Annotated in this window: 20 protein-coding genes; 12 read left to right on the top strand and 8 right to left on the bottom strand. The window is 69.1% G+C overall.

Annotated elements, in window-relative coordinates; translation table 11 throughout:
- The first annotated feature begins 62 nt into the window (after nt 1-62).
- From RQG82_RS18980 to RQG82_RS18970, 3 genes are all read left to right on the top strand, one after another.
- Complete coding sequence (locus tag RQG82_RS18980; protein WP_311260351.1) at nt 63-1,049, top strand: hypothetical protein; 987 nt, start codon at nt 63-65, stop codon at nt 1,047-1,049.
- Between the two features lie 117 nt (nt 1,050-1,166).
- Nucleotides 1,167-2,756 (top strand): acyl-CoA carboxylase subunit beta, encoded by a 1,590-nt coding sequence (locus RQG82_RS18975; RefSeq protein ID WP_375137374.1) that lies wholly within the window; start codon nt 1,167-1,169, stop codon nt 2,754-2,756.
- Between the two features lie 50 nt (nt 2,757-2,806).
- Entirely contained in the window at nt 2,807-2,998 is a 192-nt protein-coding gene (locus RQG82_RS18970; RefSeq protein WP_396653640.1) for an acyl-CoA carboxylase subunit epsilon, read from the top strand.
- A gap of 197 nt (nt 2,999-3,195) precedes the next feature.
- Here RQG82_RS18970 and RQG82_RS18965 read toward each other — a convergent pair whose 3' ends face one another.
- The 5 genes from RQG82_RS18965 to RQG82_RS18945 form a co-directional block, all read right to left on the bottom strand.
- Nucleotides 3,196-4,392, bottom strand: a complete 1,197-nt coding sequence (locus RQG82_RS18965; RefSeq protein ID WP_311260349.1) for an ROK family transcriptional regulator — start codon at nt 4,390-4,392, stop codon at nt 3,196-3,198.
- 303 nt (nt 4,393-4,695) lie between these two features.
- Nucleotides 4,696-5,706 (bottom strand): hypothetical protein, encoded by a 1,011-nt coding sequence (locus tag RQG82_RS18960; protein ID WP_311260348.1) that lies wholly within the window; start codon nt 5,704-5,706, stop codon nt 4,696-4,698.
- Complete coding sequence (locus tag RQG82_RS18955) at nt 5,703-6,935, bottom strand: ATP-binding protein (RefSeq protein ID WP_311260347.1); 1,233 nt, start codon at nt 6,933-6,935, stop codon at nt 5,703-5,705. The genes RQG82_RS18960 and RQG82_RS18955 overlap by 4 nt, the downstream gene beginning before the upstream one ends.
- Nucleotides 6,925-7,587, bottom strand: coding sequence for a response regulator transcription factor (locus RQG82_RS18950; RefSeq protein ID WP_311260346.1), 663 nt, complete (start codon nt 7,585-7,587; stop codon nt 6,925-6,927). The genes RQG82_RS18955 and RQG82_RS18950 overlap by 11 nt, the downstream gene beginning before the upstream one ends.
- A gap of 41 nt (nt 7,588-7,628) precedes the next feature.
- A complete protein-coding gene (locus tag RQG82_RS18945) occupies nt 7,629-8,858 on the bottom strand; it encodes a TRAM domain-containing protein (RefSeq protein ID WP_311260345.1) in 1,230 nt (409 codons plus the stop codon).
- 23 nt (nt 8,859-8,881) lie between these two features.
- Between RQG82_RS18945 and RQG82_RS18940 the strand changes: the two genes are divergently transcribed.
- The gene (locus RQG82_RS18940) at nt 8,882-9,520 is read left to right on the top strand and encodes a nucleoside triphosphate pyrophosphatase (protein WP_311260410.1); all 639 of its coding nucleotides are present in this window, start codon (nt 8,882-8,884) and stop codon (nt 9,518-9,520) included.
- A 78-nt stretch (nt 9,521-9,598) separates the two neighbouring features.
- Nucleotides 9,599-11,365 carry a biotin carboxylase N-terminal domain-containing protein gene (locus RQG82_RS18935; protein WP_311260344.1) on the top strand — a complete coding sequence of 589 codons (1,767 nt, stop codon included), beginning with the start codon at nt 9,599-9,601 and terminating at the stop codon, nt 11,363-11,365.
- A gap of 53 nt (nt 11,366-11,418) precedes the next feature.
- Here the strand turns inward: RQG82_RS18935 and RQG82_RS18930 are convergent, their stop codons facing one another.
- Together RQG82_RS18930 and RQG82_RS18925 are read right to left on the bottom strand one after the other, a co-directional pair.
- Nucleotides 11,419-12,300, bottom strand: a complete 882-nt coding sequence (locus RQG82_RS18930) for a hypothetical protein (RefSeq protein WP_311260343.1) — start codon at nt 12,298-12,300, stop codon at nt 11,419-11,421.
- 17 nt (nt 12,301-12,317) lie between these two features.
- A complete protein-coding gene (locus RQG82_RS18925; RefSeq protein ID WP_311260342.1) occupies nt 12,318-13,772 on the bottom strand; it encodes an NAD(P)H-quinone dehydrogenase in 1,455 nt (484 codons plus the stop codon).
- Between the two features lie 48 nt (nt 13,773-13,820).
- On the opposite strand from RQG82_RS18925, the gene RQG82_RS18920 reads away from it, so the two are divergent.
- The 3 genes from RQG82_RS18920 to RQG82_RS18910 are packed head-to-tail and all read left to right on the top strand — an operon-like array spanning nt 13,821 to nt 16,590.
- Nucleotides 13,821-14,654 (top strand): purine-nucleoside phosphorylase, encoded by an 834-nt coding sequence (locus RQG82_RS18920; protein ID WP_311260341.1) that lies wholly within the window; start codon nt 13,821-13,823, stop codon nt 14,652-14,654.
- Nucleotides 14,651-16,321 (top strand): phospho-sugar mutase, encoded by a 1,671-nt coding sequence (locus RQG82_RS18915; RefSeq protein WP_311260340.1) that lies wholly within the window; start codon nt 14,651-14,653, stop codon nt 16,319-16,321. The genes RQG82_RS18920 and RQG82_RS18915 overlap by 4 nt, the downstream gene beginning before the upstream one ends.
- A gap of 5 nt (nt 16,322-16,326) precedes the next feature.
- Nucleotides 16,327-16,590 carry an HPr family phosphocarrier protein gene (locus RQG82_RS18910; RefSeq protein WP_311260339.1) on the top strand — a complete coding sequence of 88 codons (264 nt, stop codon included), beginning with the start codon at nt 16,327-16,329 and terminating at the stop codon, nt 16,588-16,590.
- A gap of 8 nt (nt 16,591-16,598) precedes the next feature.
- On the opposite strand, the gene RQG82_RS18905 is transcribed toward RQG82_RS18910, so the two are convergent.
- Nucleotides 16,599-18,521: a PRD domain-containing protein gene (locus RQG82_RS18905; protein WP_311260338.1), complete on the bottom strand. Its 1,923-nt coding sequence runs from the start codon at nt 18,519-18,521 to the stop codon at nt 16,599-16,601.
- Nucleotides 18,522-18,685: 164 nt separating this feature from the next.
- Between RQG82_RS18905 and RQG82_RS18900 the strand changes: the two genes are divergently transcribed.
- The 4 genes from RQG82_RS18900 to RQG82_RS18885 are packed head-to-tail and all read left to right on the top strand — an operon-like array spanning nt 18,686 to nt 22,594.
- Nucleotides 18,686-19,003, top strand: coding sequence for a hypothetical protein (locus RQG82_RS18900; protein ID WP_311260337.1), 318 nt, complete (start codon nt 18,686-18,688; stop codon nt 19,001-19,003).
- On the top strand, nt 19,000-19,281 hold the full coding sequence (locus RQG82_RS18895) for an HPr family phosphocarrier protein (protein WP_042536481.1): 282 nt from the start codon (nt 19,000-19,002) through the stop codon (nt 19,279-19,281). The genes RQG82_RS18900 and RQG82_RS18895 overlap by 4 nt, the downstream gene beginning before the upstream one ends.
- The gene (gene ptsP, locus RQG82_RS18890; RefSeq protein WP_311260336.1) at nt 19,278-20,963 is read left to right on the top strand and encodes a phosphoenolpyruvate--protein phosphotransferase; all 1,686 of its coding nucleotides are present in this window, start codon (nt 19,278-19,280) and stop codon (nt 20,961-20,963) included. Before RQG82_RS18895 ends, ptsP begins: the two co-directional genes overlap by 4 nt.
- Nucleotides 20,960-22,594 carry a PTS mannitol transporter subunit IICB gene (locus tag RQG82_RS18885; RefSeq protein ID WP_311260335.1) on the top strand — a complete coding sequence of 545 codons (1,635 nt, stop codon included), beginning with the start codon at nt 20,960-20,962 and terminating at the stop codon, nt 22,592-22,594. Before ptsP ends, RQG82_RS18885 begins: the two co-directional genes overlap by 4 nt.
- Nucleotides 22,595-22,623: the final 29 nt, after the last annotated feature.

Below are 22,623 nucleotides of genomic sequence, written 5' to 3'. Positions count from 1 at the left end.
GGCCCCGTCAAGGGGAGCCGGGCTTTCGGCGTTTTCGCGGCCGGGGTTCCTAGGATCGTTCCATGGCCCCCAAGGTGCACAAGATCCACTCCCTCCCAGACGACGCCGCGTGGGACAAGGGGGTGCCGCCGGTGGGCTCGGCTGAGCACCCGCTGATGGTCCGAGGACTCGATCGCGTTCTCGCCATCCAGCGCCCTCTCGTGCTCGCGCACATCCGCAGCATCCGCCTGAGGAACCCGCACGCGTCGCCCGAGCAGATCATCCGCATCCTCGAGCGTCGTTACCTCGCGGCGGTCACGACCGGTGGGGCAGCGGTCGGAGCGACCGCCGTGGTTCCCGGTATCGGCACAGGCATCACCCTCGCCCTCTCGGGAGTGGAGACCGTGGGGTTCGTCGAATCGACCGCACTGTTCGCGCAGTCGGTCGCCGAGGTGCATGGGATCGCCGTCTCCAACCCCGACAGGGCCAGGGCGCTGGTCATGACCCTGATGCTCGGCAAAGAGGGCGTGGCGCTCGTCGGACAGCTGGCCGGGCAGGCGTCGGGTCGCGGAGGCACGCGATCGTCGTACTGGGGCGAGACGGTGACCAAGTCGCTTCCTCGGGCCGCCGTCGGACCGCTGGTCGACCAGCTCAAGACCCGGTTCGTGAAGCAGTTCGCCGCGAAGGGCGGAGCCTCCTTCATCGGCAAGGCGCTGCCGTTCGGAGTCGGCGCCGCGGTGGGCGGCGCGGGCAACCACATCCTCGGACGCCGCGTCCTGACGACCTCGCATCACGCCTTCGGCGCGGCTCCCATGGACTTCCCGATCGAACTCGAGCCGGTGGACGGCGCAGAGAAGCTCGAACTGCGGATGCTGCACGGCGCGCAGTTCGTCGGGGGCGCCGTCGCGGGTGCGGCCGGCTCGGCAGCACGCGGAGTCGGCTGGGCGGGACGGAAGATCGTATCCGTCGGTCGCGGCCGCAGGAGCGGCGTCGACGAGATCGGCCCGTCGGGAACCCACCATCTTCCGGGCGAGCTCGGGTCCGGCGCGTCAGACGGCGGCCAGGACTGACGCGGTTCGGCATCCGCGGCCGCCACCGCCGACTGCACGACAGCCGCCAAAGGATCCGGCGACCCGTTGTGGCGAGCATCCAACGGACGGGGGCGACCCGACGATAGGGTGGAATCCGTGACGGACAAGCCCGAACTCTCGACCACCGCCGGCAGGATCGCAGACCTCCGCGCTCGCTACAACGAAGCCGTTGTCGACGCTGAGAAGGTCGCGCAGGAGAAGCAGCACGCCAAGGGCAAGATGACCGCCCGCGAGCGCATCGAACTGCTCGTCGATCCGGGGAGCTTCGTCGAGTTCGACGAGTACGTGCGGCACCGCACCACGTCATTCGGCATGGACCGCAACCGCCCGTACGGCGACTCGGTCGTCACGGGCGTCGGCACCATCCACGGACGCACGGTGGCGGTGTACTCGCAGGACTTCACCACGTTCGGCGGCTCTCTGGGCGAGGTCTCGGGCGACAAGATCATCAAGATCATGGAGTTCGCGCTGTCCGGCGGCATGCCGATCATCGGCATCCTCGATTCGGGTGGAGCCCGCATCCAGGAGGGCGTGCTCGCGCTCAGCAAGTACGGCGAGATCTTCCGGCTGAACACCCGTTCGTCCGGGGTCATCCCGCAGATCTCTCTCATCATGGGCCCCGCTGCTGGCGGCGCCGTGTACGGCCCGGCACTGACGGACTTCGTGATCATGGTCGACAAGACGAGCCAGATGTTCGTCACCGGCCCCGACGTGATCAAGACGGTCACCGGCGAGGACGTCGGCATGGAGGAGCTCGGAGGAGCCCTCACGCACAACACCCGCTCGGGTGTCGCCCATTACCTCGCTGAAGACGAGGACGACGCGATCGACTACGCGCGCACGCTGCTCGGCTTCCTCCCCGACAACAACATGGCGGAGATCCCGGCGTACGAGAGCGGCTTCGAGTGGGAGACGACGGATGCCGATCGCTCACTGAACACGATCATCCCGGACTCCGCCAACCAGCCCTACGACATCCACACCGTCATCGAGCACGTCGTCGACGCAGGAGACTTCATCGAGGTCCAGCCGCTCTTCGCGCCGAACATCGTGATCGGCTTCGGACGCGTCGAGGGCCGCTCCGTCGGCATCATCGCCAACCAGCCGTCGCAGATGGCGGGAACCCTGAACATCGAGGCGGGCGAGAAGGCCAGCCGGTTCGTGCGATTCTGCGACGCGTTCTCGATCCCGATCGTCACCCTCGTCGACGTGCCGGGGTACCTGCCTGGCACCGACCAGGAGTGGACCGGTGTGATCCGCCGTGGCGCGAAGCTCATCTACGCCTACGCCGAGGCGACGGTGCCGCTGGTCACCGTCATCCTGCGCAAGGCCTACGGCGGGGCCTACATCGTGATGGGCTCGAAGCAGCTCGGTGCGGACGTCAACCTCGCCTGGCCCACGGCGGAGATCGCCGTGATGGGCGGTCAGGGTGCGGTCAACATCCTCTACCGCGGCGAGATCAAGCGCGCCGAGGAGGCCGGCGAGGACGTCGCCGCCGTGCGCACTCGCCTCGCCAACGAGTACACCTACAGCGTGACCTCGCCCTTCCTCGCCGCCGAGCGAGGAGAGATCGACGGCATCATCGAACCGGCGAACACCCGCGTGTCGATCGCCAAGGCCCTCCGCGCCCTCCGCGGGAAGCGCGCCGAGCTGCCGCCCAAGAAGCACGGGAACATCCCGCTGTGACCATCCGTGCGACGCAGGACGCGACATCGGAGGAGCACCAGCTGCCGACGATGCAGATCACTCGGGGCGCTGCGACCGAGGAGGAGCTCGCGGCTCTCATCGCGGTGGTGAGCGACGCCTACGCGCAGGAGGCTTCCGAGGCCGTGGCAGACGAGCCTCGGGTGTCCGCGTGGGCTCGCACGCAGCGACCACTGCGGCGTCCGCTGCGACGCGACATCCCGTGGGGGCGCTTCACCCGGTGACCGCAGCGGGCACGGAGTGCCTGCGAGACCCGGAGCCCCCCAGCTACCGGGCCACGCAGACGACCCTCCGATTGATGCGGGGCCGTCGCCCCTGGCACCTTGTCACCCCAGACGGCGCATCTCATCGATAGTACATCGATTGGAGTTATCACCCCCAGGGCGTAACCGATATACCGGTATGCAAAGCGCTGGGCTGGTCAATCCTCGAGGTACAGGTCCGACGCCCGGGGCGTGAGAACGGCGTCGAGCACGACGCAGGCCGCACCCACCGCGCCGACGTCGTCTCCGACGACGGCACCGTCGATGGTCAGTGTGCGAACCGCGCGAGTCGCGCTCCTCCGGTGCAACGGCTCCGGGATCTCACGAAGGTAGATGTCGGAGAGCGGCCCCCAGAACGGACCCCCGAGAACGACCCGATCGACGTCGAGCACGTTCGTGAGCACCGAGATCAGCACGGCGAGATGGCCCGCAGAACGACGCAGCACCCCGAGCGCCGACACCTCGCCCGCTGCGGCCTGCTCGCACAGCCGCATGAACCGCTCGTCGACCTCGTCGGCGCCGCCCTCCGGGTCGTCATCGAACACCCCTGCCGCCTCGGCCTGCTCGACGATCGCCTGCGGTGTGCACACCACCTCGACACATCCGCGCGAGCCGCACGCGCACGGTGGCCCTTCCGGGTCGACCATGATGTGGCCGATCTCACCGAAGTTGTGGGTGCTGCCGGCGACCACGCCACCCTCGCGCGCGGCGGCTGCTCCCAGCCCCGTACCGAGGTACACGAACAGGAAAGAGCTCTCGGCCGTCGCATCTCCCGTCCACAGCTCCCCCACCGCGGCTGCAGTGGTGTCCTTCTCGAGCGTGACCTCGAAACCCGTCGCCGCGGCGAGCACCGAGCGGAGCGGAACACGATGCCACCCGTCGAGCTTCGGAGGGTCGATCACGGTGCCTTTCGCGGCGTCGAGCGGGCCGGGAGCAGCGACGCCGACTCCGGCGACCAGAGCCCGGTCGACGCCCGCTTCATCGATCAGGACGTCGATCGTCTGCGCCATCGTCTCGACGATGGCGTTCGGATCCCGGTCCTGCGTGCGCACCACTCGCCGCGCGACCACCTCACCGGTCATGTTCAGCAGCACGAACGTGATCACGGCCGGATCGAGATGCACCCCGACCGAGAAGCGGCTCTCCGCCACGAGACGCAACGTGACCCGCGGCTTGCCAGGCCCGTTGATGGTCCGCCCGGCTTCGGCGATGAGGCCCTCATCGAGGAGGCGGCGAGTGATGTTCGTGATCGTCTGCGCGGAGAGCCCTGTAACCTCGACGAGCTCGATTCGGCTGAGTCCTTCACCCGACCGGCGGATGGCCTCGAGGATGACCGACTGATTGAAGTCGCCCATACGGGGGAGATTTGTTCCTCGACGCATTCCCATGCCCCATCTTCTCGCACCGGGGTCGATTCTGTGTCCCCCAAAATACCTACAGACAACGACTTGAATAACCGTGAAACTAAGTAAGACGCTCAGCGTTCGGCTGGTCTCTCTGTCCCAGGGTAGATAGACGCAGACCGGCCACCAGCGGACGGTTTTCGGGTAACTCGTCCGCTTGGCGAGGGGCTGGCGGCATCGCCGCCCCTCGCCCACTCTGTCTGACCTCGACTCTGACCTCCTCCCCCGGCCAGAGCCGGGGGCTGGGGCCATGCGTCAGGCCTCTGGCGCGTCTCGCGGTATCTCGTGCCACACGTCGACGGCATCATCGTCGCTCTGCCCTCCTGCGCCTGCCCGACCGACCACCGTCACAGCAGTGAGAGGATCCTGAGCCGCACGGATGATCCATCGCTCCGCATCGGCGTCGCGCAGCACTCGAGCGATCTCGTCGCGGATCGTCGCGCGCCGTTCCTCGTCGACATCGGCCAGGCCACCCTCATCGAAGACCGTGACCACGGCACCCCGGCGACGCGCGTCCTCGATCGCATCCCGCACTGCATCGTTGAGCAGATCAGCGCCGCGAAGCTCATCGCGCAGACGCCCCTCGGCCAGGCGCGCCTGCAGACGTTCCTCGTCGTTCAGCGAGCCGCGAGATGCGACGGTGCGACTGAGCACGGGCCCGGCGACCGCGAGCGCGAACTGCGTGCGCAGGCGTCGTTCCTTCTGGCGCACCTGCTGGGTCGCGTGCCACGCCGACACCGCCTGCTGGATTCCCGCGAGACGCTCGGTGTCGCGAACGGCTCTGTCCCAGAAGATCACCAGCAGGTGAGCGATCACGACCCACATGAGCGAGCCGACGAGACCGAGCGACAGTGCCACGAAGAAGCCCAGATAGGCCGACGACGTGGCGACGAGGACGGCCACCACCAGCCAGCCGATGACGAAACGACGCCGCACGATGCACACGACGCCCATCAGACCGAGGGCGCCGATGTACCAGGTCGCGAACGGCGCCGTGCGCGTGAGCGGATCGAGAGACAAGGTCACGAGCACCGGGATCAGGATGCTCGAGGCCAGGGTCGCCAGCGCCGCCCAGAGAGGCATGCGCACGGAGATCGCCGAGCCCCAGAGGATCGCGACGTTGACGACGACGAGATACAGGGCGATCGCCGCGACCATCAGCAACGGCGCGGAGGGCTGCTCGATCCACCAGACGCCTCTGGCGGCGAAGTACATCGCGAAGCCGACAGCGAGCGAGGTCGCGACACTGCGCACTGTGCGGTTCATGGACGCTCCCACCCGAGAGTCACCGTGGTGCCGCACTCGCTCGAGTCGATCTCTGCAGTGCCGGCCACCCCGGCCATGCGGGCGAAGATCGATGCTCTGATCCCGAGGCGGTCGGCTCCGATCGCCCGAAGATCGAACCCGGGCCCGGTGTCCGAGATCGTCACGGTGATGCCTTCGTCGCCTCGGCCCTCGACGAGGATGTGCAGGCCGCGCCCGCCCGCGTGGGTGACGGCATTGCCGAGTGCCTGTCTGGCGGCGAGCACGAGCGCTCTCGCGGCACGTCCGGGGATCAGGCCGATCCCGCCTCGTTCTTCGACGATCGCATCCGCCCCGAGCTCCGAGAGCGCTCTGCGGAGCTCGACGACGATCTGCGCCGCGCCCACCGGTTCATCGCTCCCCTCCTGAGCGACAGCGGCCTCCGTGTTCGCCAGACGCGTGAGTGCCTCTCTGGCCATGCCCACGGCGAGGTCCTGTGCGCGGTCGCCTTCCGCACGCTCGGCGGCGATCAGTGCCGCCAGCACGCTGTCGTGCATGAGCGCAGACATCGCGGCACGCTCCTCTTCCGCGGCGGCTGCGGCCGCAGCCCCCGCGTACGAGGCGACCGCCCGCGCGCGGGCCTCGTCGACGCCCGCAGCGACCGACCGGAACATCCACCCCAGCGCGATGATGACGAAGCCGAGAATCAGCGTGAACGACACGTCGAATGCCGTCGTCACCCAGAAGTCACGCGAGAAGTCGCCCTCGACGAGACGGACATAGCCGTAGACGAACGGCAGGCACAGCGCCCACACGAACTGGAGCCAGAGCGGAAACGCGAGCATGGCAGCCACGACGCCCACGTTGACGAGGAAGAAGATCCACGGCTGGTCGGCCGCCTCACCCACCGGGTCGACGAAGCTCGGCCACGCACCGAGCGCGAGCGTGTAGATGATCGCGAAGGCTCCCGATGCCGTCCTGACACCGCGGCCGATGACGCACGCGATGAGCATCACGATCAGCGGTATGAAGACCACGAGCAGCATCGTGATGCGCGCGGCATCCGACCCCGCCGTGGTCGCGATACCCGCGATCAGCGCCTGCGCTCCGAGAACGCCCGATCCGATCGCGACGACAGTGGCGAGGATGCGTTCCATGCGCTTGCCGGTGAAGCGCTCGAACTCGGTCTCCACGCTGCCGGGAGAGGGGATCTTGCTCCAGGCCTCGCGGATGCTGAGCGGATCAGCGACCACTCGGCGCCCCGTCGGCGGCGACGATCCCATCTTCCATCGCGCGGCGCAGAAGGTCGACCTTCGTCGGGGCCGGTCGCCCGACCTCCACGTACTTGACCCGGATGCGAGTGATGTTCTCCTTCGCGGTCGAGTAGGCGACACCGAGCCGCTCGGCCACAGCCTTCAGCGGCAGGCCGGCGGCATACAGTCGCAGGACCTCGCGCTCGCGGGTCGACAGCTGGGCATCGGCGAAGTCGCGATCCCCGTCGACCGCGCTCGCCCACTCGACGTTGTTGAGCGCCTCCCCCTGCGCGACGGTGCGGATGGCATCCAGCACGTCGTCGAGCGCCGAGGACTTGCTCACGACGCCCGCAGCGCCGGCGGCGAGTGCCTCACGCACGGCGGCCGGTCGATCGGCGACGCTGTGGATCACGACACTGGCGCCGTCCGCGACGAGCGAGCGGACGTTCTCGGTCACCGTGGTGCCGTCACCGAGCGTCAGGTCGAGCACCACCACGTCGGCAGGCTGCGCTGACGTCGCCGTTCTCCACTCGAGATAGGACACGACGGTGCTGCCGGAGAAGACGACGGTCTGCGCACCGTCACGAGCGCACGCCGCCTCGAGACCGAGGCGGACGGACTCGTGATCGTCGATGAGTGCGACCCTGCTCATCCGCCCAGCCTACTGAGTCGTCAGCGTCCGCAGATCATCGGTCACCGCGTGAGCAGCGCGACGACCTCGAAGTGATGCGAGTGCGGGAACAGATCGAACCCTCGCAGAGTCACCACGTTCCACCCGTGCGCACGGAAGGTGCCGAGGTCGCGGGCGAGGGCGACGGGGTCGCACGCGACGTAGGCGATGGCCTCGGGGGCGAGCGTGTTCAGCGCGTCCACCACCGCCCGGCCGGCACCCGCGCGCGGCGGGTCGAGGACGACGGCTCCTGCGCGCGTGCCCGCCGGGCTACCGGCGAGATAGCGGTCGACTCTCGCCGTGACGGCTTTCACCGCGAGGGATGCGAGGTTCTGCTGTGCGTGAGCGGTCGCGCGCCTGCTCGACTCGACCGTGACGATGTCCGTGCCGCCGAGGTCCGCGAGCGTGGCGGCGAACAGACCGACCCCTCCGTAGAGATCGAAGTGCTTCTTCTCGGGGTCGACATGGCCGTCGAGGACGCCGTAGACGGCGCCGTCGAGCACCGAGGCGGCACGGGGGTGCACCTGCCAGAAGCCACCGGCGTCGACCTGGAATCGACGGTCGCCCACCTGCTCGTAGACGACCTCGGGTGCAGGCCGACGGTGCTGACCCCGTGCTGGACGCTCTTCGAGGCGGTTTCGGCGGATGACCCGCACCTCGCCGTCGCCGGGTTCGACGAGGTCCACACTGCCGGTCTCGCCGCCGGCGAGGCGCAGCGCCGCCCGTGCGACCGCCGGGCGGGCGAGCGGGTGGGAGCTCACCGGGATCACCCTGTGGCTGCGCGCGGCGTAGGGCCCGACTCGGCCATCGTCGTCGACGTGGAGGGTGACCCTCGTGCGCCATCCTGTGCCGTCGGTCGAGTCGACGGCCTCGATCTCGGGGGCCTCGAGTCCGGGGCCGGCGAAGCGGTCGAGCGCCTCGGTCAGCACCTGACGCTTCAGCACACGCTGCTGCGCGAGGTCGATGTGCCCGAGGTCGGCGCCTCCCGGGCGATCCTCCGGGGCGCGAGAGACGTCGGCCTCCGCCCAGATGTGCGGGCGGCGGTGCGGCGAAGCCTCGAGGACCTCGACCGTCTCGGCGCGCCAGAAGCTCTTCGACTCATCGGTCGAATCCTCGCTCAGGCGCGCGCGGACGCGCTCACCGGGGATGGCGTCGGAGACGAAGACGACCCGACCTTCGTGTCGGGCGATGAACGTGCCGCCGTGCGCGATGCCGGTGATGTCCAGATCGAGCAGGACTGGGGAGGAAGTCATCCTTCGAGGATACGGTGGTGAACATGCGCGTCTGCCTCGCCTCGACCTCTCCCGCCCGTCTCATGCTGCTTCGTCAGGCCGGTATCGAACCGCTGACCCAGTCACCGGGAGTGGATGAGGATGCCGTCGCCGCGGCAGCCGCGACCGAACGGGGCACCGAGCTCGCGCCGGCCGACCTCGTGCTCCTGCTCGCTCGCGCCAAGGCCGCGGACGTCGCGCAGCGGCTCGCGCAAGATGGATCATTCGACGGCATCGTGATCGGCGGCGACTCCATGTTCGAGCTCGGCGGCCGCGTGTACGGCAAGCCCTACACGGCGGAGGAGGCGACGAGGCGCTGGCAGGAGATGCGCGGCGCCACCGGCATCCTGCACTCGGGGCACTCGGTCTTCCGGGTCTCGCCGGGTGCCGCACCGGTCGAGGCCACCGCCACGGCGGAGGCCTCGGTGACGTTCGCCGAGGACATCACGGATGCCGAGATCGCCGCCTACGTCGCCTCGGGCGAGCCGCTGCTCGTCGCCGGGGCGTTCACGGTCGACAGCCTGGGCGGAGCCTTCATCACGCGCGTCGACGGAGACCCGTCGACGGTGGTCGGGATGTCGCTGTCGACCGTGCGCCGCCTCGCTGCGGATCTCGGCGTCACGTGGACCGACCTCTGGTCGTAGAGTCTCGTCGACGTTTCTCCCTCTTTCTTGTGGAGAGTCGTCAAAGCGAACGCGAGCCTTCTCGCTAGGCTGGCAAGCATGCCTGATATCGCCAAGGTGCTCATCGCCAACCGCGGCGAGATCGCCGTCCGCATCATCCGTGCCGCTCGCGACTCGGGAATCGCCTCGGTCGCCGTGTACGCCGACCAGGATCGCGACGCTCTGCACAGCCGCCTCGCCGACGAGGCCTACGCCCTCGGCGGCGCCACGAGCGCCGAGACCTACCTTCAGATCGAGAAGATCCTCTCCATCGCCCGTCGGGCCGGCGCAGATGCCGTGCACCCGGGGTACGGATTCCTCGCCGAGAACGCCGAGTTCGCCCGCGCGGTCATCGGTGCAGGCATGACCTGGATCGGCCCCTCTCCCGAGGCCATCGAGGCGCTCGGCGACAAGGTCACCGCCCGTCACGTCGCCGAGAAGGTGGGAGCACCTCTCGCCCCCGGCACGCCCGGCCCGGTCGCCGGAGCCGACGAGGTCATCGCGTTCGCCGAGGAGTTCGGTCTGCCGATCGCGATCAAGGCCGCATACGGCGGCGGCGGCCGCGGCCTCAAGGTCGCCCGCGAGCTCGACGAGGTCGCCGAGCTGTTCGAGTCCGCCACCCGCGAGGCCGTCGCGGCATTCGGTCGCGGCGAGTGCTTCGTCGAGAAGTACCTCGACAAGCCCCGCCACGTCGAGACCCAGTGCCTGGCCGATGCCGAGGGCAACGTCGTCGTGATCTCGACACGTGACTGCTCGCTGCAGCGGCGCCACCAGAAGCTCGTCGAGGAGGCACCCGCTCCGTTCCTCACCGACGAGCAGAACGACCTGCTCTACTCGGCCTCCAAGGCCATCCTCAAGGAGGTCGGCTACGTCGGCGCGGGCACCTGCGAGTTCCTGATCGGCGCCGACGGCACCGTGTCGTTCCTCGAGGTCAACACGCGCCTGCAGGTCGAGCACCCCGTCTCTGAAGAGGTCACCGGCATCGACCTGGTGCGGGAGCAGTTCCGCATCGCCGCCGGCGGCACCATCGACTACGACGACCCGAAGCCGACCGGCCACTCGATCGAGTTCCGGATCAACGGCGAAGACCCCGGTCGCGGGTTCCTTCCCCAGCCGGGTCCGATCCACGTCTTCAAGACCTTCGGCGGCCCCGGCATCCGGCTCGACTCCGGCGTCACCGCCGGCGACTCGGTCTCGGGTGCGTTCGACTCGCTGCTCGCGAAGATCATCGTCACGGGCAAGGACCGTGCCGAGGCTCTGGAGCGGTCGCGCCGGGCGCTCGACGAGTTCGAGGTCGCGGGACTTCCGACCGTGATCCCGTTCCACCGCAAGGTCGTTCGCGACCCCGCCTTCACGGCGGAGAACGGCGAGTTCGGCATCTTCACGCGCTGGATCGAGACCGAGTTCGAGAACGACATCCCCGCGTGGGACGGCGAGCTCGAGTCGCCCACGGCATCGGAGAACCGCCACACCGTGGTCGTCGAGGTCGGCGGCAAGCGGCTCGAGGTCAGCCTCCCGGACCGCGTTGCGGTGGCGGCAGGCACCGCTGGCCGACCGGCCGCGGTTCCCCCGTCTCGCCGCAGCCACGCGACCTCGGTCAGCGCCGGCGCATCGGGCGACGCGGTGAAATCGCCCATGCAGGCCACCGTCGTCAAGGTCGCGGTCGAGGAGGGTCAGCAGGTCGTCAAGGGCGACCTCGTCGTCATTCTCGAGGCGATGAAGATGGAACAGCCGCTGCAGGCTCACAAGGACGGCACGATCGGCAACATCGGCGCGGTCGCCGGTGCGACGGTCTCGGCCGGCCACCAGCTGCTCACCATCAGCTGACCGCAGAGTCATGACGAAGGCCCCCGCCTCGAGGCGGGGGCCTTCGTCATTCTTCAGTCCGCGGGGGCAGACACACACCACTCGTCGAGCAGCCGTTGCCCTGTGGATGTGCCGAGGACGGCGCGTGCCGACGGCGAATCGAGGAACTCACGCAACGCAGACCAGACGACCTGCGGGTGCGTCCTCAGCATCGCCGGGGCCACGGTGACCGTAGCAGGAGCGCGCATCCCGTCGGACGCGGTCACGCGACTCGGGTCCACGCGGAGTCGGATAAGCGGGAGCTCGTCCATGCCGCGACGAGGCTCGCTCGTGTCCGGTTCCACGCGGCGGATCGCATTCCACGGCAGGTACAGGCTCTCGGTGACACGCATCAGGAGAACCCCATCCGGGCCGATGCCCAGCCCCATCGGTCGACGGCCGAATGAATCGGAGCGGTACTGCGTGATGGCCGCGCGCACGGCCGCGTAGGCGAACAGCGCGGCGGTCGCTGCGAGCACCGCGACACCGAGGAAGGCCTCGGGCCGGCCGGTCAGCCCGATCCTGATCGCCACGACCGTTGCGGCCGCGAGTACGAGCGCCCACAAGACACACAGCGTCAGGGTCACGACCCCCGGCCGCCGCTCCGGCACGAAGTGCACTCGTGCATCAGTGGTCGATATACGCCCGCGCGTCAGTGTCGCCGCATCGACCAGACGCGTGCGCCCATCGACGAACGGCCTGCGGGCCGCGACCGCCAATGCCGTGAGACCGAACAGGGCGATGAACGCGCCCGACCACAGCGGTCCGGCCGCGCCACCCGAGAAACCGGTCATGGCAGCTGCGGCCGCGATGAGCGTGAGGCCGAGCCAGAGCATGCCGGTGTTGCGTCGGGGCCGACGTTCACCCCACCTCGTCGGCCACTCGTGCATCGGCGAGGACGCGCTCGTATCCGTCACTGCACCCTGCCTGGGTGCTACGAGATCTTCGCGTTGACGAGGTGCATCGCCCGGCTCGCGTCGGTGATGCTGCTCGACAGCGATGGGTACGCCGCGAAGACGCGGGAGACCTGGTCGACCGTGAGGCGACGCTCGACCGCGACGGCGATCGGGTAGATCAGCTCGGATGCCTTCGGTCCGACGATCACGCCGCCGATGACGGTTCCCGAGCCCTTGCGGGCGATGAGCTTCACGAAGCCGTCCTTGATGCCCATCATCTTCGCCCGCGGGTTCGCTGCGAGAGGCAGCTTGTAGACGAGCCCGTCGGCCACGCCGTCTTGCACGTCCTTCTCGGAGTAGCCGACCGTCGCGATCTCGGGGGCGGTGAAGATGTTGGACGTGATCTTGATGAGCTCGAGCGGGATCACGATGTCGCCCAGCGCGTGGAACACGGCCGTGCGGCCCTGCATCGACGCGACGGATGCGAGGGGGAAGAAGTTCGTGCAGTCGCCCACGGCGTAGACGTTGGGCACGGAGGTGCGTGCGACGCGGTTGACCCGCACGTGCCCGGTCTCGTCGAGTTCGACACCGGCGTCTTCGAGCCCGATGCCGGCGGTGTTCGGGATAGACCCGACCGCCATCAGGCAGTGGCTGCCTTCGACCGTGCGGCCGTCCGACAGCGTCGCCGTCACGCCGGTCTTCGTGACCTCGACCTTCTCGGCACGGGCCTTGGAGAGCACCGTCATGCCGCCACGCTTGAAGACCTTCTCGAGCACGTGCGCAGCATCCTGATCCTCACCGGGGAGCACCTGCTCGCGGCTGGAGACCAGAGTCACCTTCGCGCCGAGGTTCATATAGGCGGAGGCGAACTCCGCACCGGTCACTCCGGAGCCGACGACGATGAGGTGCTCGGGGAGCGCCTTCATGTCATACAGCTGCGTCCAGGTGAGGATGCGCTTGCCGTCGGGCTTGGCCGAATCCAGCTCACGCGGCGAGGCACCCACCGCCACGATGATCGTGTCGGCTTCGATCCGATCGAAGTCCGTGCCCTCCTGCCCTGTCGAGACGACGATCGCGGTCGGACCCTCGAGCCGCCCGTGACCGGAGAGGATCCGGACGCCGGCTTCGAGCAGCGTCGTGCGCATGTCCTCCGACTGCTGCCCGGCGAGCGCGATGAGCCGCTTATTGACGGCGGCGAGGTTGATGGCGATCTCGGGCTTCAGCGGCTTGCCGTTCTCGCCCTTGGCGTAGAACTGCACCCCGAGGTCGGAGGCCTCCGAGATGGCGATGGCCGCGTCCGCGGTCGCGATCAGGCTCTTCGACGGGACGACGTCGGTGAGCACTGCCGCTCCACCCACGCCCACGCGCTCGACCAGGGTCACCTCGGCTCCGAGCTGAGCGGCCGCGAGGGCCGCCTCGTAACCGCCGGGACCGCCGCCGAGGACGGCGACGCGCTGTGTGCGCTCAAAAGGGGTGGAAGACATGATCTCCATTCTTCCGCAATCCTGGCCCCGGAGCCTGCACCTTCCTAGAGTGGATCCATGTCTGAAACACACAGCAACCCCCTCGACGACCCGAATGCCGATCCGTTCGAGATCGCAGCCGACGCAGCCGCCGACATCGCGCGCCTGACCGGAGTCGAGAAGCACGACATCGCCCTGACCCTCGGCAGCGGCTGGGGCAAGGCCGCCGACATCATCGGCGAGACCGTCGCGACCGTCCCCGCCACCGAGGTGACCGGCTTCTCGAAGCCCGCTCTCGAAGGGCATGTGGGCACTCTGCGCAGCATCCGCACCCCCGACGGCAAGAACGTGCTCGTCATCGGCGCCCGCACCCACTACTACGAGGGACACGGCGTACGCCGTGTCGTGCACTCCGTCCGCACCGCCGCGGCGACGGGCGCCAAGATCATGGTGCTCACGAACGGCGCCGGCGGCGTCCGCGAGACCTGGACCCCCGGCCAGCCGGTGCTGATCAGCGACCACATCAACCTCACCGCCGATTCGCCTCTCGAGGGCGCGACCTTCATCGACCTGACCGACCTCTACTCCCAGCGCCTGCGTGACATCGCCCGCGGCGTCGATCCCTCTCTCGACGAGGGCGTGTACACGCAGTTCCGCGGCCCGCACTACGAGACGCCGGCCGAGGTGCAGATGGCGAAGCACATCGGCGGCCACATCGTCGGCATGTCCACCGCCCTCGAGGCGATCGCCGCACGCGAGGCAGGTATGGAGATCCTCGGGTTCTCGCTCATCACCAACCTCGCAGCGGGCATCCAGAAGACCCCCCTCAGTCACACGGAGGTCATCGAGGCCGGCCGAGAGGCGGAGCCGGTGATCTCGGCGCTGCTGGCCCGAGTGGTCGAGGCGCTGTGAACGACGAGCGCCTCGCGCAGGCGCGCGCCTGGATCAGACAGGACCCGGATCACGAGACCCGCGACGAGCTCGCCGCGGTCATCACTCGCGCGGCTTCCGGCGACGAGACCGCGGCAGCCGACCTCGACGACCGCTTCGGCGACAGACTCGCCTTCGGCACGGCAGGGCTCCGCGGGGCACTCGGCGCCGGCAGCAACCGCATGAACCGCGTGCTCGTCGCACAGGCGGCCGCGGGCTTCGCCGCATACCTGCGCGAGAAGTCGCACGGCCGCACACCGACGGTCGTCGTCGGCTATGACGGACGCCGCAACTCACGGGTGTTCGCGACCGACTCCGTCGAGCTGTTCGCCGGAGCGGGTCTGCGAGCGATCCTGCTCCCGAGGCTGCTGCCGACGCCGGTGCTCGCCTTCGCGGTGCGCCACCTGGGAGCGGATGCCGGTGTCATGGTGACGGCGTCGCACAACCCGCCGAACGACAACGGCTACAAGGTCTACCTGGGCGGCGCCGACCAGGGTTCGCAGATCGTCGCGCCCGCCGATGCCGAGATCGCCGCGTACATCCAGCGGGTCGCCGACGCGGATGACGTCTCGGCTCTGCCGCGCTCCACCGCCTACGAGACCGCGGGTGAGGATGTCGTCGAAGCATACGTGGCAGCGACAGCTGCGATCTCGCCCGCGCCGGCGGCCGCGTCGGACCTGCGGTGGGTCTACACCGCGATGCACGGGGTCGGCTGGGAGACGCTGTCGAAGATCGTGTCGGCCGCGGGGTATCCGCAGCCGATGGTCGTCGAGGAGCAGCTGAAGCCCGACGCGACGTTCCGCACCGTGTCGTTCCCCAACCCAGAGGAGCCGGGGGCGATGGACCTGTCGTTCGCTCGGGCGCGTCGCGTGCAGGCGGACTTCATCATCGCGAACGATCCGGATGCCGACCGCCTCGCCGTGGCGATCCCCGATGCGTCCTCCGAGAGCGGATGGCGTCGCCTCACCGGCAACGAGGTCGGGCTCCTGCTCGGTGCGCGCGCGGCTCGGGCCGCTGCAGGCACTCCCGGTGCCTCACTGGCCTGCTCGCTCGTCTCCTCCCCCGGTCTCGGCGCGGTCGCCGCGCACCACGGTCTCGACTTCCACGAAACGCTCACGGGATTCAAGTGGATCTCCCGGGCCCCTGGCATCGTGTTCGGGTTCGAGGAGGCCCTCGGCTACCTCGTGAACCCCGAGACCGTGCGCGACAAGGACGGCATCTCGGCCGCCGTCGCGGTTCTCGGTCTCGCGGCCGAGGCCCACGAGCGCGGGAAGTCTCTTGCCGACCTGCTCTCCGAGCTGGGCGACACATACGGCCACTTCGCCAGCGGGCAGGTGTCGGTGCGCGTCGACGACCTCTCGGTGATCGGCAGCGTGATGCTCTCGCTGCGCACGCTCCCGCCCCAACAGCTCGGTGGCCACGCCATCGCCTCTGCGGAGGATCTGCTGCACGCCGAAGAGGGGCGGCCTTCGGGCGATGTGCTGCGGTATCGACTCGCAGACGGCTCGCGCATCATCGTGCGTCCGAGCGGCACCGAGCCGAAGCTCAAGGTCTACATCGACGCCACCGCCGACTCCGCCGAGCGGGCGAGCGCGATGATCGGCGAGCTCGAGGCCGCCGTGCGCGTGCTCCTGGAAGAACGCTCGTAGGCCGCATGCCGAGAAGACATGTCGTGATCAGCGCCCATAACGGGGTGCACGCGCGCCCCGTCGCCGAGCTCGTCAGGCTCGTGCAGGCGCACCCCCACGCCGTGACTCTGCGCACGTCGTCGGGTGCGATCGTGGACCTCAGCAGCGTTCTCGCGCTGATGGACCTCGCCCTCGCGCCCGGCGACGCGGTGGTGCTCGAGACCGCGGAGTCGGCGGATGCCGAATCGGTGCTCGACACGCTGGCCGGTGTGCTGGATCCTCGGGTCTGACCCGGTCGTCAGCCGTCGATGACGGCGACGAGCTCGTCGAGGAACGCTTCGAAGGTCGTGCCTCGGCGGAGGATCCGCTGCACGCTGTCCCGCTCGCTGAACACCTCGACGAGCTGCTCGAACACCGTCTGGAACGCGGCACGGTCGGTCTCGCTGAAGGCGGCGAGAGCGACCACCTGCACCCGCCCCTCACCCCAGGCCGCCGATCCGTCGGCGACGCCGATCGCGATCGCGGTGCGCGTCGCGGTCATCTGCAGCGCGTGCGGCACCGCGAGTGCATCGGTGAACGCCGTCGACGACATCCGTTCGCGGAGGATCGTGTTGTCGACGTAGTCGTCGCCGATGAGACCGGCATCCACGAGCAGTCCGCCCAGTCGCCGGATGATCGCCTCCTCGCCCTCGTCGGGCAGCGGGTAGACGAAGGCGTCGGCGACGAAGTAGCGCGCGAGCTCGGCGCGGAGCCTGGTCAGGCGTCTGCCGCGTCTGACGCGCGCGGCGGCCTGCTGGATCCGATCGACATCGGCATCTGTGAGGAACGGCTGGATGCGCACGAAGCGATCGCCGGCCGCGCCCGGTTCGATCGTGCTGAGCACCAGATCGGTGTCGAACGATGCCCAGTCGGGGTCGACCTTGGTGATGACGCTGGTCACCTCGATCGCAGATCCCAGCGAGCGGTCGACGCTCGAGCGCAGCAGCTCGTGGAGCTCGTAATAGCCAGGACAGACGATGGTCGCCGTGAGGATCGACTCCGCCTTGCGGCTGCGTTCGAGTCGGCCGCCCACGTGCATGGCGATGTAGGCGATCTCGTCGTCGTGGATCGGTGTGCCCAGGCGGTCGTGCAGTCCGCTGGCTATCGAGACGGCGACCTCGAAGATCATCGGATACGAGGTCTTGAGCGAACGGGTCAGCGGGTTGCGCGTCAATGCGCTCTCTTCGGCTCGACGCATCAGATTCTGCACGTGCAGGGCGAGGCGCAGCACGAACGTCTCGTCGACCAGATCGACCTGGAAGTCCTCGGCCGCCCTCGCGATCTCGGCGCGGACCGCGGCCTCGACCCGTGGATCCACGCCGCTGCGCGCGACATCGCCCGCAGCGTCCTCGCCCGGGGCCACGATGCGGGTGAGCACGAGCGATGCGAGATGGCCGCTGTCACCGTCCCCGAGCGTGACCGAGAAGTGCTGCTGTGCGAGGCGGGCGATCACAGCGCCGACCCGCGGGATCTCCTCGCGTGCGCCGGCGGGCCCCGACTCCAGCGCGTGGCCTGCGGCGACCCTCTCGGCGGCGATCGCGATGTGCAGAAGGACGTCGGAGATCGCGAGCTCGTTGACGTAGTAGCCCTGCTCGCCGAGCTCGCGCACCAGCTCGGACTTGAAGGGGCCGACCGCATCTGCGGCGATCATGCCTCCGGAGAGCGCTCGGCGGAAGGTCTCGGGGTGGAACGACGCGGCATCCATCTCGTCGTGCGCCAACCGAGACAGCAGACGCCGCTGGGCCGCCTCGTTGCCGCGCAGCCGCACGATCTCCCGGTCTCTCTCGAGGGTGAGATCGGTGCCGTCGAGCAGAGCGCGCACTCGGGCGAGGTCCGCCTCGAGAGTGGCCTCACTCACGTGCAAGGCGTCGGCCGTGGCGAAGACGTCGACGCCGTCCGGCACGTCGAGCAGGGTGCGCACGAGACTGTGCAGACGGTCGCGCGGAGCGGACTCACGGCTCTGCCTGGCACGCAGTGCGTTCCGCGCCCCCGCCCCGGCGCGGTACCCGGCGGGGCCCGACTCGACGGCATCCGCCGCTCCGGTCCTGGCATTCAGAGCGGCGACGTACGAGCGGATGCTGCGCGGCGTGACGCCGAGCTGATCAGCGAGGTTCGCGGCCGTCACCCACTTCTCCTGTCGCAGCAGGGATGACAGGAGCTGGTCCTGGCGCTGTCGCGACATGATGCTCCCTCCTCCGTGCCGACTGCACTGTCCTGACGTGACTCCATGATGTCAGGAAGGAGGGGGCCTCGCTTCGAAACCGATGTTCCGCAGGGGCGGAAAGGAACCTGTTGGCGACGAGCCCCCGACTGTTCCCAGACTGTTCTCAGGAAAGGTGAGCATCGATGAAGATCCTCGTGGTGTGCGGCGCCGGTGCGTCGAGCACGTTCGTCGCGCAACGACTCCGCCGAGCGGCCACCGAGGCCGGCCTCGACTGGGACGCCGCGGCCGGTATGGAGCAGTCCGTCGCCGGCAGCGACCACGACCTCATCCTCGTCGGCCCTCATCTCGCCGATCGCCTCGAAGCGATCCGACAGGCCGCACCCGCACAGGTGGCAGTGCTCCCCGACGACGTCTTCGCCGACCGGGACGGCACCCGCACGCTGGCGCTGGCGCGGTCGATCGTCGCCGACGCCAGGAACACCCCGAAAGGAACATCATGACCGTCTCCCGCACCGTCCGCATCGGCTCATCCCATGGACTCCACGCTCGTCCGGCGAAGCTGTTCGCGCAGGCGGCCAAGGACTCGGGGATTCCCGTGACCATCGCGAAGGACTCGGGCAAGGCGGTCAACGCCGCCAGCATCCTCGGCGTCATCGCGCTCGCGATCGAGCACGGCGACTACGTCACGCTGACCGCCGAGGGCGACAGCGCCGAAGGCGTGCTCGACACGCTCACCGAGCTGCTCACCACCGACCATGACCAGGACGCCGGCGCGTGAGCGAGCTCAGAGGAGTCGGGATCGGTCTCGGGGTCGCCCAGGGCGTCGTCGTGCGGATGGCCGAGTCGCTGCCCGCTCCCGAGAACACCCCCAGCACCCAGGGCACAGAGGCCGAGCGCGCACGAGTGCGTGAGGCCGTCGCCGTCGTCGCCCAGGAGCTCACCGCTCGCGGTGAGGCCGCAGGCGGCTCGGCGCAGGAGGTGCTCGAGGCGCAGGCGATGATCGCCGAGGACCCCACGCTGCAGGACGAGGTCGACGCCCGCATCGACGACGGCGCGACGGCCGAATGGGCGGTGCACGATGCGTTCGCGGGCTTCCGCGCCACGCTCGAAGCCGTCGGCGGCTACCTCGGCGAGCGCGCGGCCGACCTCGACGACATCGCTCAGCGGGTGCTCGCTCGCCTTCGCGGCGTCGACGCACCGGGAGTCCCCGACCCGGGACATCCGTTCGTCCTGGTCGCCCGAGACCTCGCCCCGGCGGACACCGCGCTGCTGAACCTCGATCAGGTGCTCGCTCTGGTCACGTTCGACGGCGGGCCCACCTCGCACACGGCGATCCTCGCTCGCGAGAAGGGCATCGTCGCGATCGTCGGCGCCGCATCCGCATCCGAGCTCGCGACCGGTCGCGCGGTCATCGTCGATGCCGCCGCCGGAATCGTGACCGTCGATCCTTCCGACGATGAGAAGACGCGCGCCGAGCAGCGCGCAGCCGCCCGCCGCTCGGCGGACGCCGCACCGCTGACCCCCGGCGCCCTCGCCGACGGCACTCGGATCCCGCTGCTGGCGAATCTGGGGAAACCTGCAGACGCATCAGATGCCGTCGAACGTGGGGCTGAGGGCGTCGGGCTGTTCCGCACCGAGTTCCTGTTCCTCTCGTCGGCGCAGGCACCGACGGTGCAGCAGCAGCGTGAGGCGTATCGGGAGCTGTTGGCGGCCTTCCCCGGCCAGAAGGTCGTCGTGAGGATGCTGGATGCTGGCGCCGACAAGCCGCTGGCCTTCCTCAACGACGCGCACGAGGAGAACCCCGCGCTCGGGCTCCGCGGGCTGCGTGCCCTCCGAGCGAGCGAAGACATCCTGCGAGAGCAGCTCACGGCGCTGGCCGAGGCGGATGCCGCGACCGAGGCCGACCTGTGGGTCATGGCACCCATGGTCGCGACCGTCGAGGAGACCCAGTACTTCACCTCGCTCGCCCGTGAGTACGGGCTGAAGACGGCCGGTGTGATGGTGGAAATTCCGGCGAGCGCGCTGCTCGCCGACCGCGTGCTCGCGCACGCGGACTTCGCCTCGATCGGCACCAACGACCTCACGCAGTACACGATGGCCGCAGACCGGATGCTCGGCTCGGTCGCCGCGTTCCAGGACCCGTGGCACCCCGCCGTGCTCCGACTCGTGCGCGAGGTCGGCGCGGCAGGCGCCCGCCTCGGCAAGCCCGTCGGCATCTGCGGCGAGGCTGCCGCCGATCCGATGCTCGCGGTCGTGCTCGTGGGGCTCGGCGCGACGAGTCTCTCGATGGCGCCGTCGGCCCTCGCAGACGTGCGTCACACCCTGTCGCAGCACACTCTCGACGAAGCCCGACACTTCGCCGAACTCGCACTGGCGGCCGACGACGCCGCCGGTGCCCGCCTCGCCGTGGCCGATGCCGCGGCCCCCCTCCCCCCTCACCAGAAAGAGACGACATCATGACGACGACGTCACCCGCAGCCACGAAGGCAGGCGGCCTCCGAACAGGCGTGCAGCGCTTCGGCACGTTCCTCTCGGGCATGATCATGCCCAACATCGCCGCGTTCATCGCGTGGGGATTCATCACCATGCTGTTCATCCCGGCCGGCTTCTTCGGCGTCGACAGTCCATTCGGCTGGCACTGGTATCCGGTCGCCGAGCTCGTCGGCGGAGGCGGAGATTCGGCCATCATCGGCTGGCAGGGCGCCATGACCGCCGTGGCCGAAGGCGCCGACGGCAACTTCTTCGGCTACGTCGGCCTCGTCGGTCCGATGGTCACCTACCTGCTGCCCCTCCTGATCGCCAACACCGCCGGCCGCATGGTCTACGGCGAGCGCGGCGGCGTCGTGGCGACCATCGCGACGATGGGTGTCATCGTCGGCACGAACATCCCGATGTTCCTCGGCGCGATGATCATGGGACCGCTCGCGGCCTGGATCACCAAGCAGATGGACCGGCTGTGGGACGGCAAGATCCGCCCCGGCTTCGAGATGCTGGTGAACAACTTCTCCGCCGGCATCCTGGGCATGCTCCTGGCGATCTTCGGCTTCTTCGCCTTCGGTCCCGTGATGCTCGGCATCAGCGCGGTCCTCGGCGGTGCGGTCGACTGGCTGGTGGCGCTGAACCTGCTGCCGCTCGTCTCGATCATCGTCGAGCCGGCGAAGGTGCTGTTCCTCAACAACGCCATCAACCACGGCGTGTTCACCCCGCTCGGCATCGAGCAGGCCGCGGAGACCGGCAAGTCGATCCTGTTCCTGATCGAGGCGAACCCCGGTCCGGGTCTCGGCCTGCTGCTCGCGTTCTCGTTCTTCGGCGTCGGTGTGGCGAAGGCGTCCGCTCCCGGCGCGGCGATCATCCAGTTCTTCGGCGGAATCCACGAGATCTACTTCCCGTACGCGCTGAGCAAGCCGACCACCATCCTCGCCCTGATCGCGGGTGGCGCAGCCGGTGTCACCACCAACATGGTGCTCGGCGGCGGCTTGGCGTTCCCGGCGGCTCCCGGCAGCATCATCGCCGTCACCGCGGCAGCCATCGGCCCCGGCGTCCCGAACCTGCTGGTCGTGTACCTCTCGGTCATCATCGCCGCCGTCGTGACGTTCCTCATCACCGGCGTCATCCTGCGTGCCTCTCGCAAGCGCGACCTCGAAGCCGAGGGAGACAGCTTCGGCGACGCGATCGCACAGACCGAGGCGAACAAGGGCAAGTCCTCCGCCGCGATGGACGCTCTGCGTGCCTCCTCCGGCGCGGGTGCTGCCGGGGCCGCCGCCGGTGCCGGTACCGGTGTCGCCACCGACCGCCGCATCGAGAACATCGTGTTCGCCTGCGACGCCGGCATGGGTTCGTCGGCCATGGGCGCGAGCGTGCTGCGCAACAAATTCAAGAAGGCAGGGGTCGAGGGCGTCACCGTCACGAACCAGGCCATCGCGAATCTCGACGGCACCGCCGACCTGGTCATCACTCAGCAGCAGCTGACCGACCGGGCGCAGGCGCAGTCGCCGAACTCGATCCACGTGTCGGTCGACAACTTCATGAACTCTCCGAAGTACGAAGAGGTCGTCGAGATGGTGCGCGAGCAGCGCGACTCCGACGCGTGACAGACCAGGCGGGGGGGGGGGGGGGGGGG

It is taken from the genome of Microbacterium sp. WCS2018Hpa-9 (genome assembly GCF_031843745.1).
Classification (GTDB): Bacteria; Actinomycetota; Actinomycetes; order Actinomycetales; family Microbacteriaceae; genus Microbacterium.
This window is presented reverse-complemented; position numbering and strand designations above follow the sequence as displayed.

Bases quoted from the DNA above. Each gene is read 5' to 3' on its own strand.
- RQG82_RS18895 (WP_042536481.1), top strand. From the start codon at position 19,000: ATGACCGTCTCCCGCACCGTCCGCATCGGCTCATCCCATGGACTCCAC.
- RQG82_RS18900 (WP_311260337.1), top strand. From the start codon at position 18,686: ATGAAGATCCTCGTGGTGTGCGGCGCCGGTGCGTCGAGCACGTTCGTC.
- RQG82_RS18945 (WP_311260345.1), bottom strand. From the start codon at position 8,858: ATGACTTCCTCCCCAGTCCTGCTCGATCTGGACATCACCGGCATCGCG.
- RQG82_RS18965 (WP_311260349.1), bottom strand. From the start codon at position 4,392: ATGGGCGACTTCAATCAGTCGGTCATCCTCGAGGCCATCCGCCGGTCG.
- RQG82_RS18885 (WP_311260335.1), top strand. From the start codon at position 20,960: ATGACGACGACGTCACCCGCAGCCACGAAGGCAGGCGGCCTCCGAACA.
- RQG82_RS18960 (WP_311260348.1), bottom strand. From the start codon at position 5,706: ATGAACCGCACAGTGCGCAGTGTCGCGACCTCGCTCGCTGTCGGCTTC.
- RQG82_RS18950 (WP_311260346.1), bottom strand. From the start codon at position 7,587: ATGAGCAGGGTCGCACTCATCGACGATCACGAGTCCGTCCGCCTCGGT.
- RQG82_RS18935 (WP_311260344.1), top strand. From the start codon at position 9,599: ATGCCTGATATCGCCAAGGTGCTCATCGCCAACCGCGGCGAGATCGCC.
- RQG82_RS18940 (WP_311260410.1), top strand. From the start codon at position 8,882: ATGCGCGTCTGCCTCGCCTCGACCTCTCCCGCCCGTCTCATGCTGCTT.
- RQG82_RS18905 (WP_311260338.1), bottom strand. From the start codon at position 18,521: ATGTCGCGACAGCGCCAGGACCAGCTCCTGTCATCCCTGCTGCGACAG.
- RQG82_RS18970 (WP_396653640.1), top strand. From the start codon at position 2,807: ATGCAGATCACTCGGGGCGCTGCGACCGAGGAGGAGCTCGCGGCTCTC.
- RQG82_RS18980 (WP_311260351.1), top strand. From the start codon at position 63: ATGGCCCCCAAGGTGCACAAGATCCACTCCCTCCCAGACGACGCCGCG.
- RQG82_RS18920 (WP_311260341.1), top strand. From the start codon at position 13,821: ATGTCTGAAACACACAGCAACCCCCTCGACGACCCGAATGCCGATCCG.
- RQG82_RS18910 (WP_311260339.1), top strand. From the start codon at position 16,327: ATGCCGAGAAGACATGTCGTGATCAGCGCCCATAACGGGGTGCACGCG.
- RQG82_RS18925 (WP_311260342.1), bottom strand. From the start codon at position 13,772: ATGGAGATCATGTCTTCCACCCCTTTTGAGCGCACACAGCGCGTCGCC.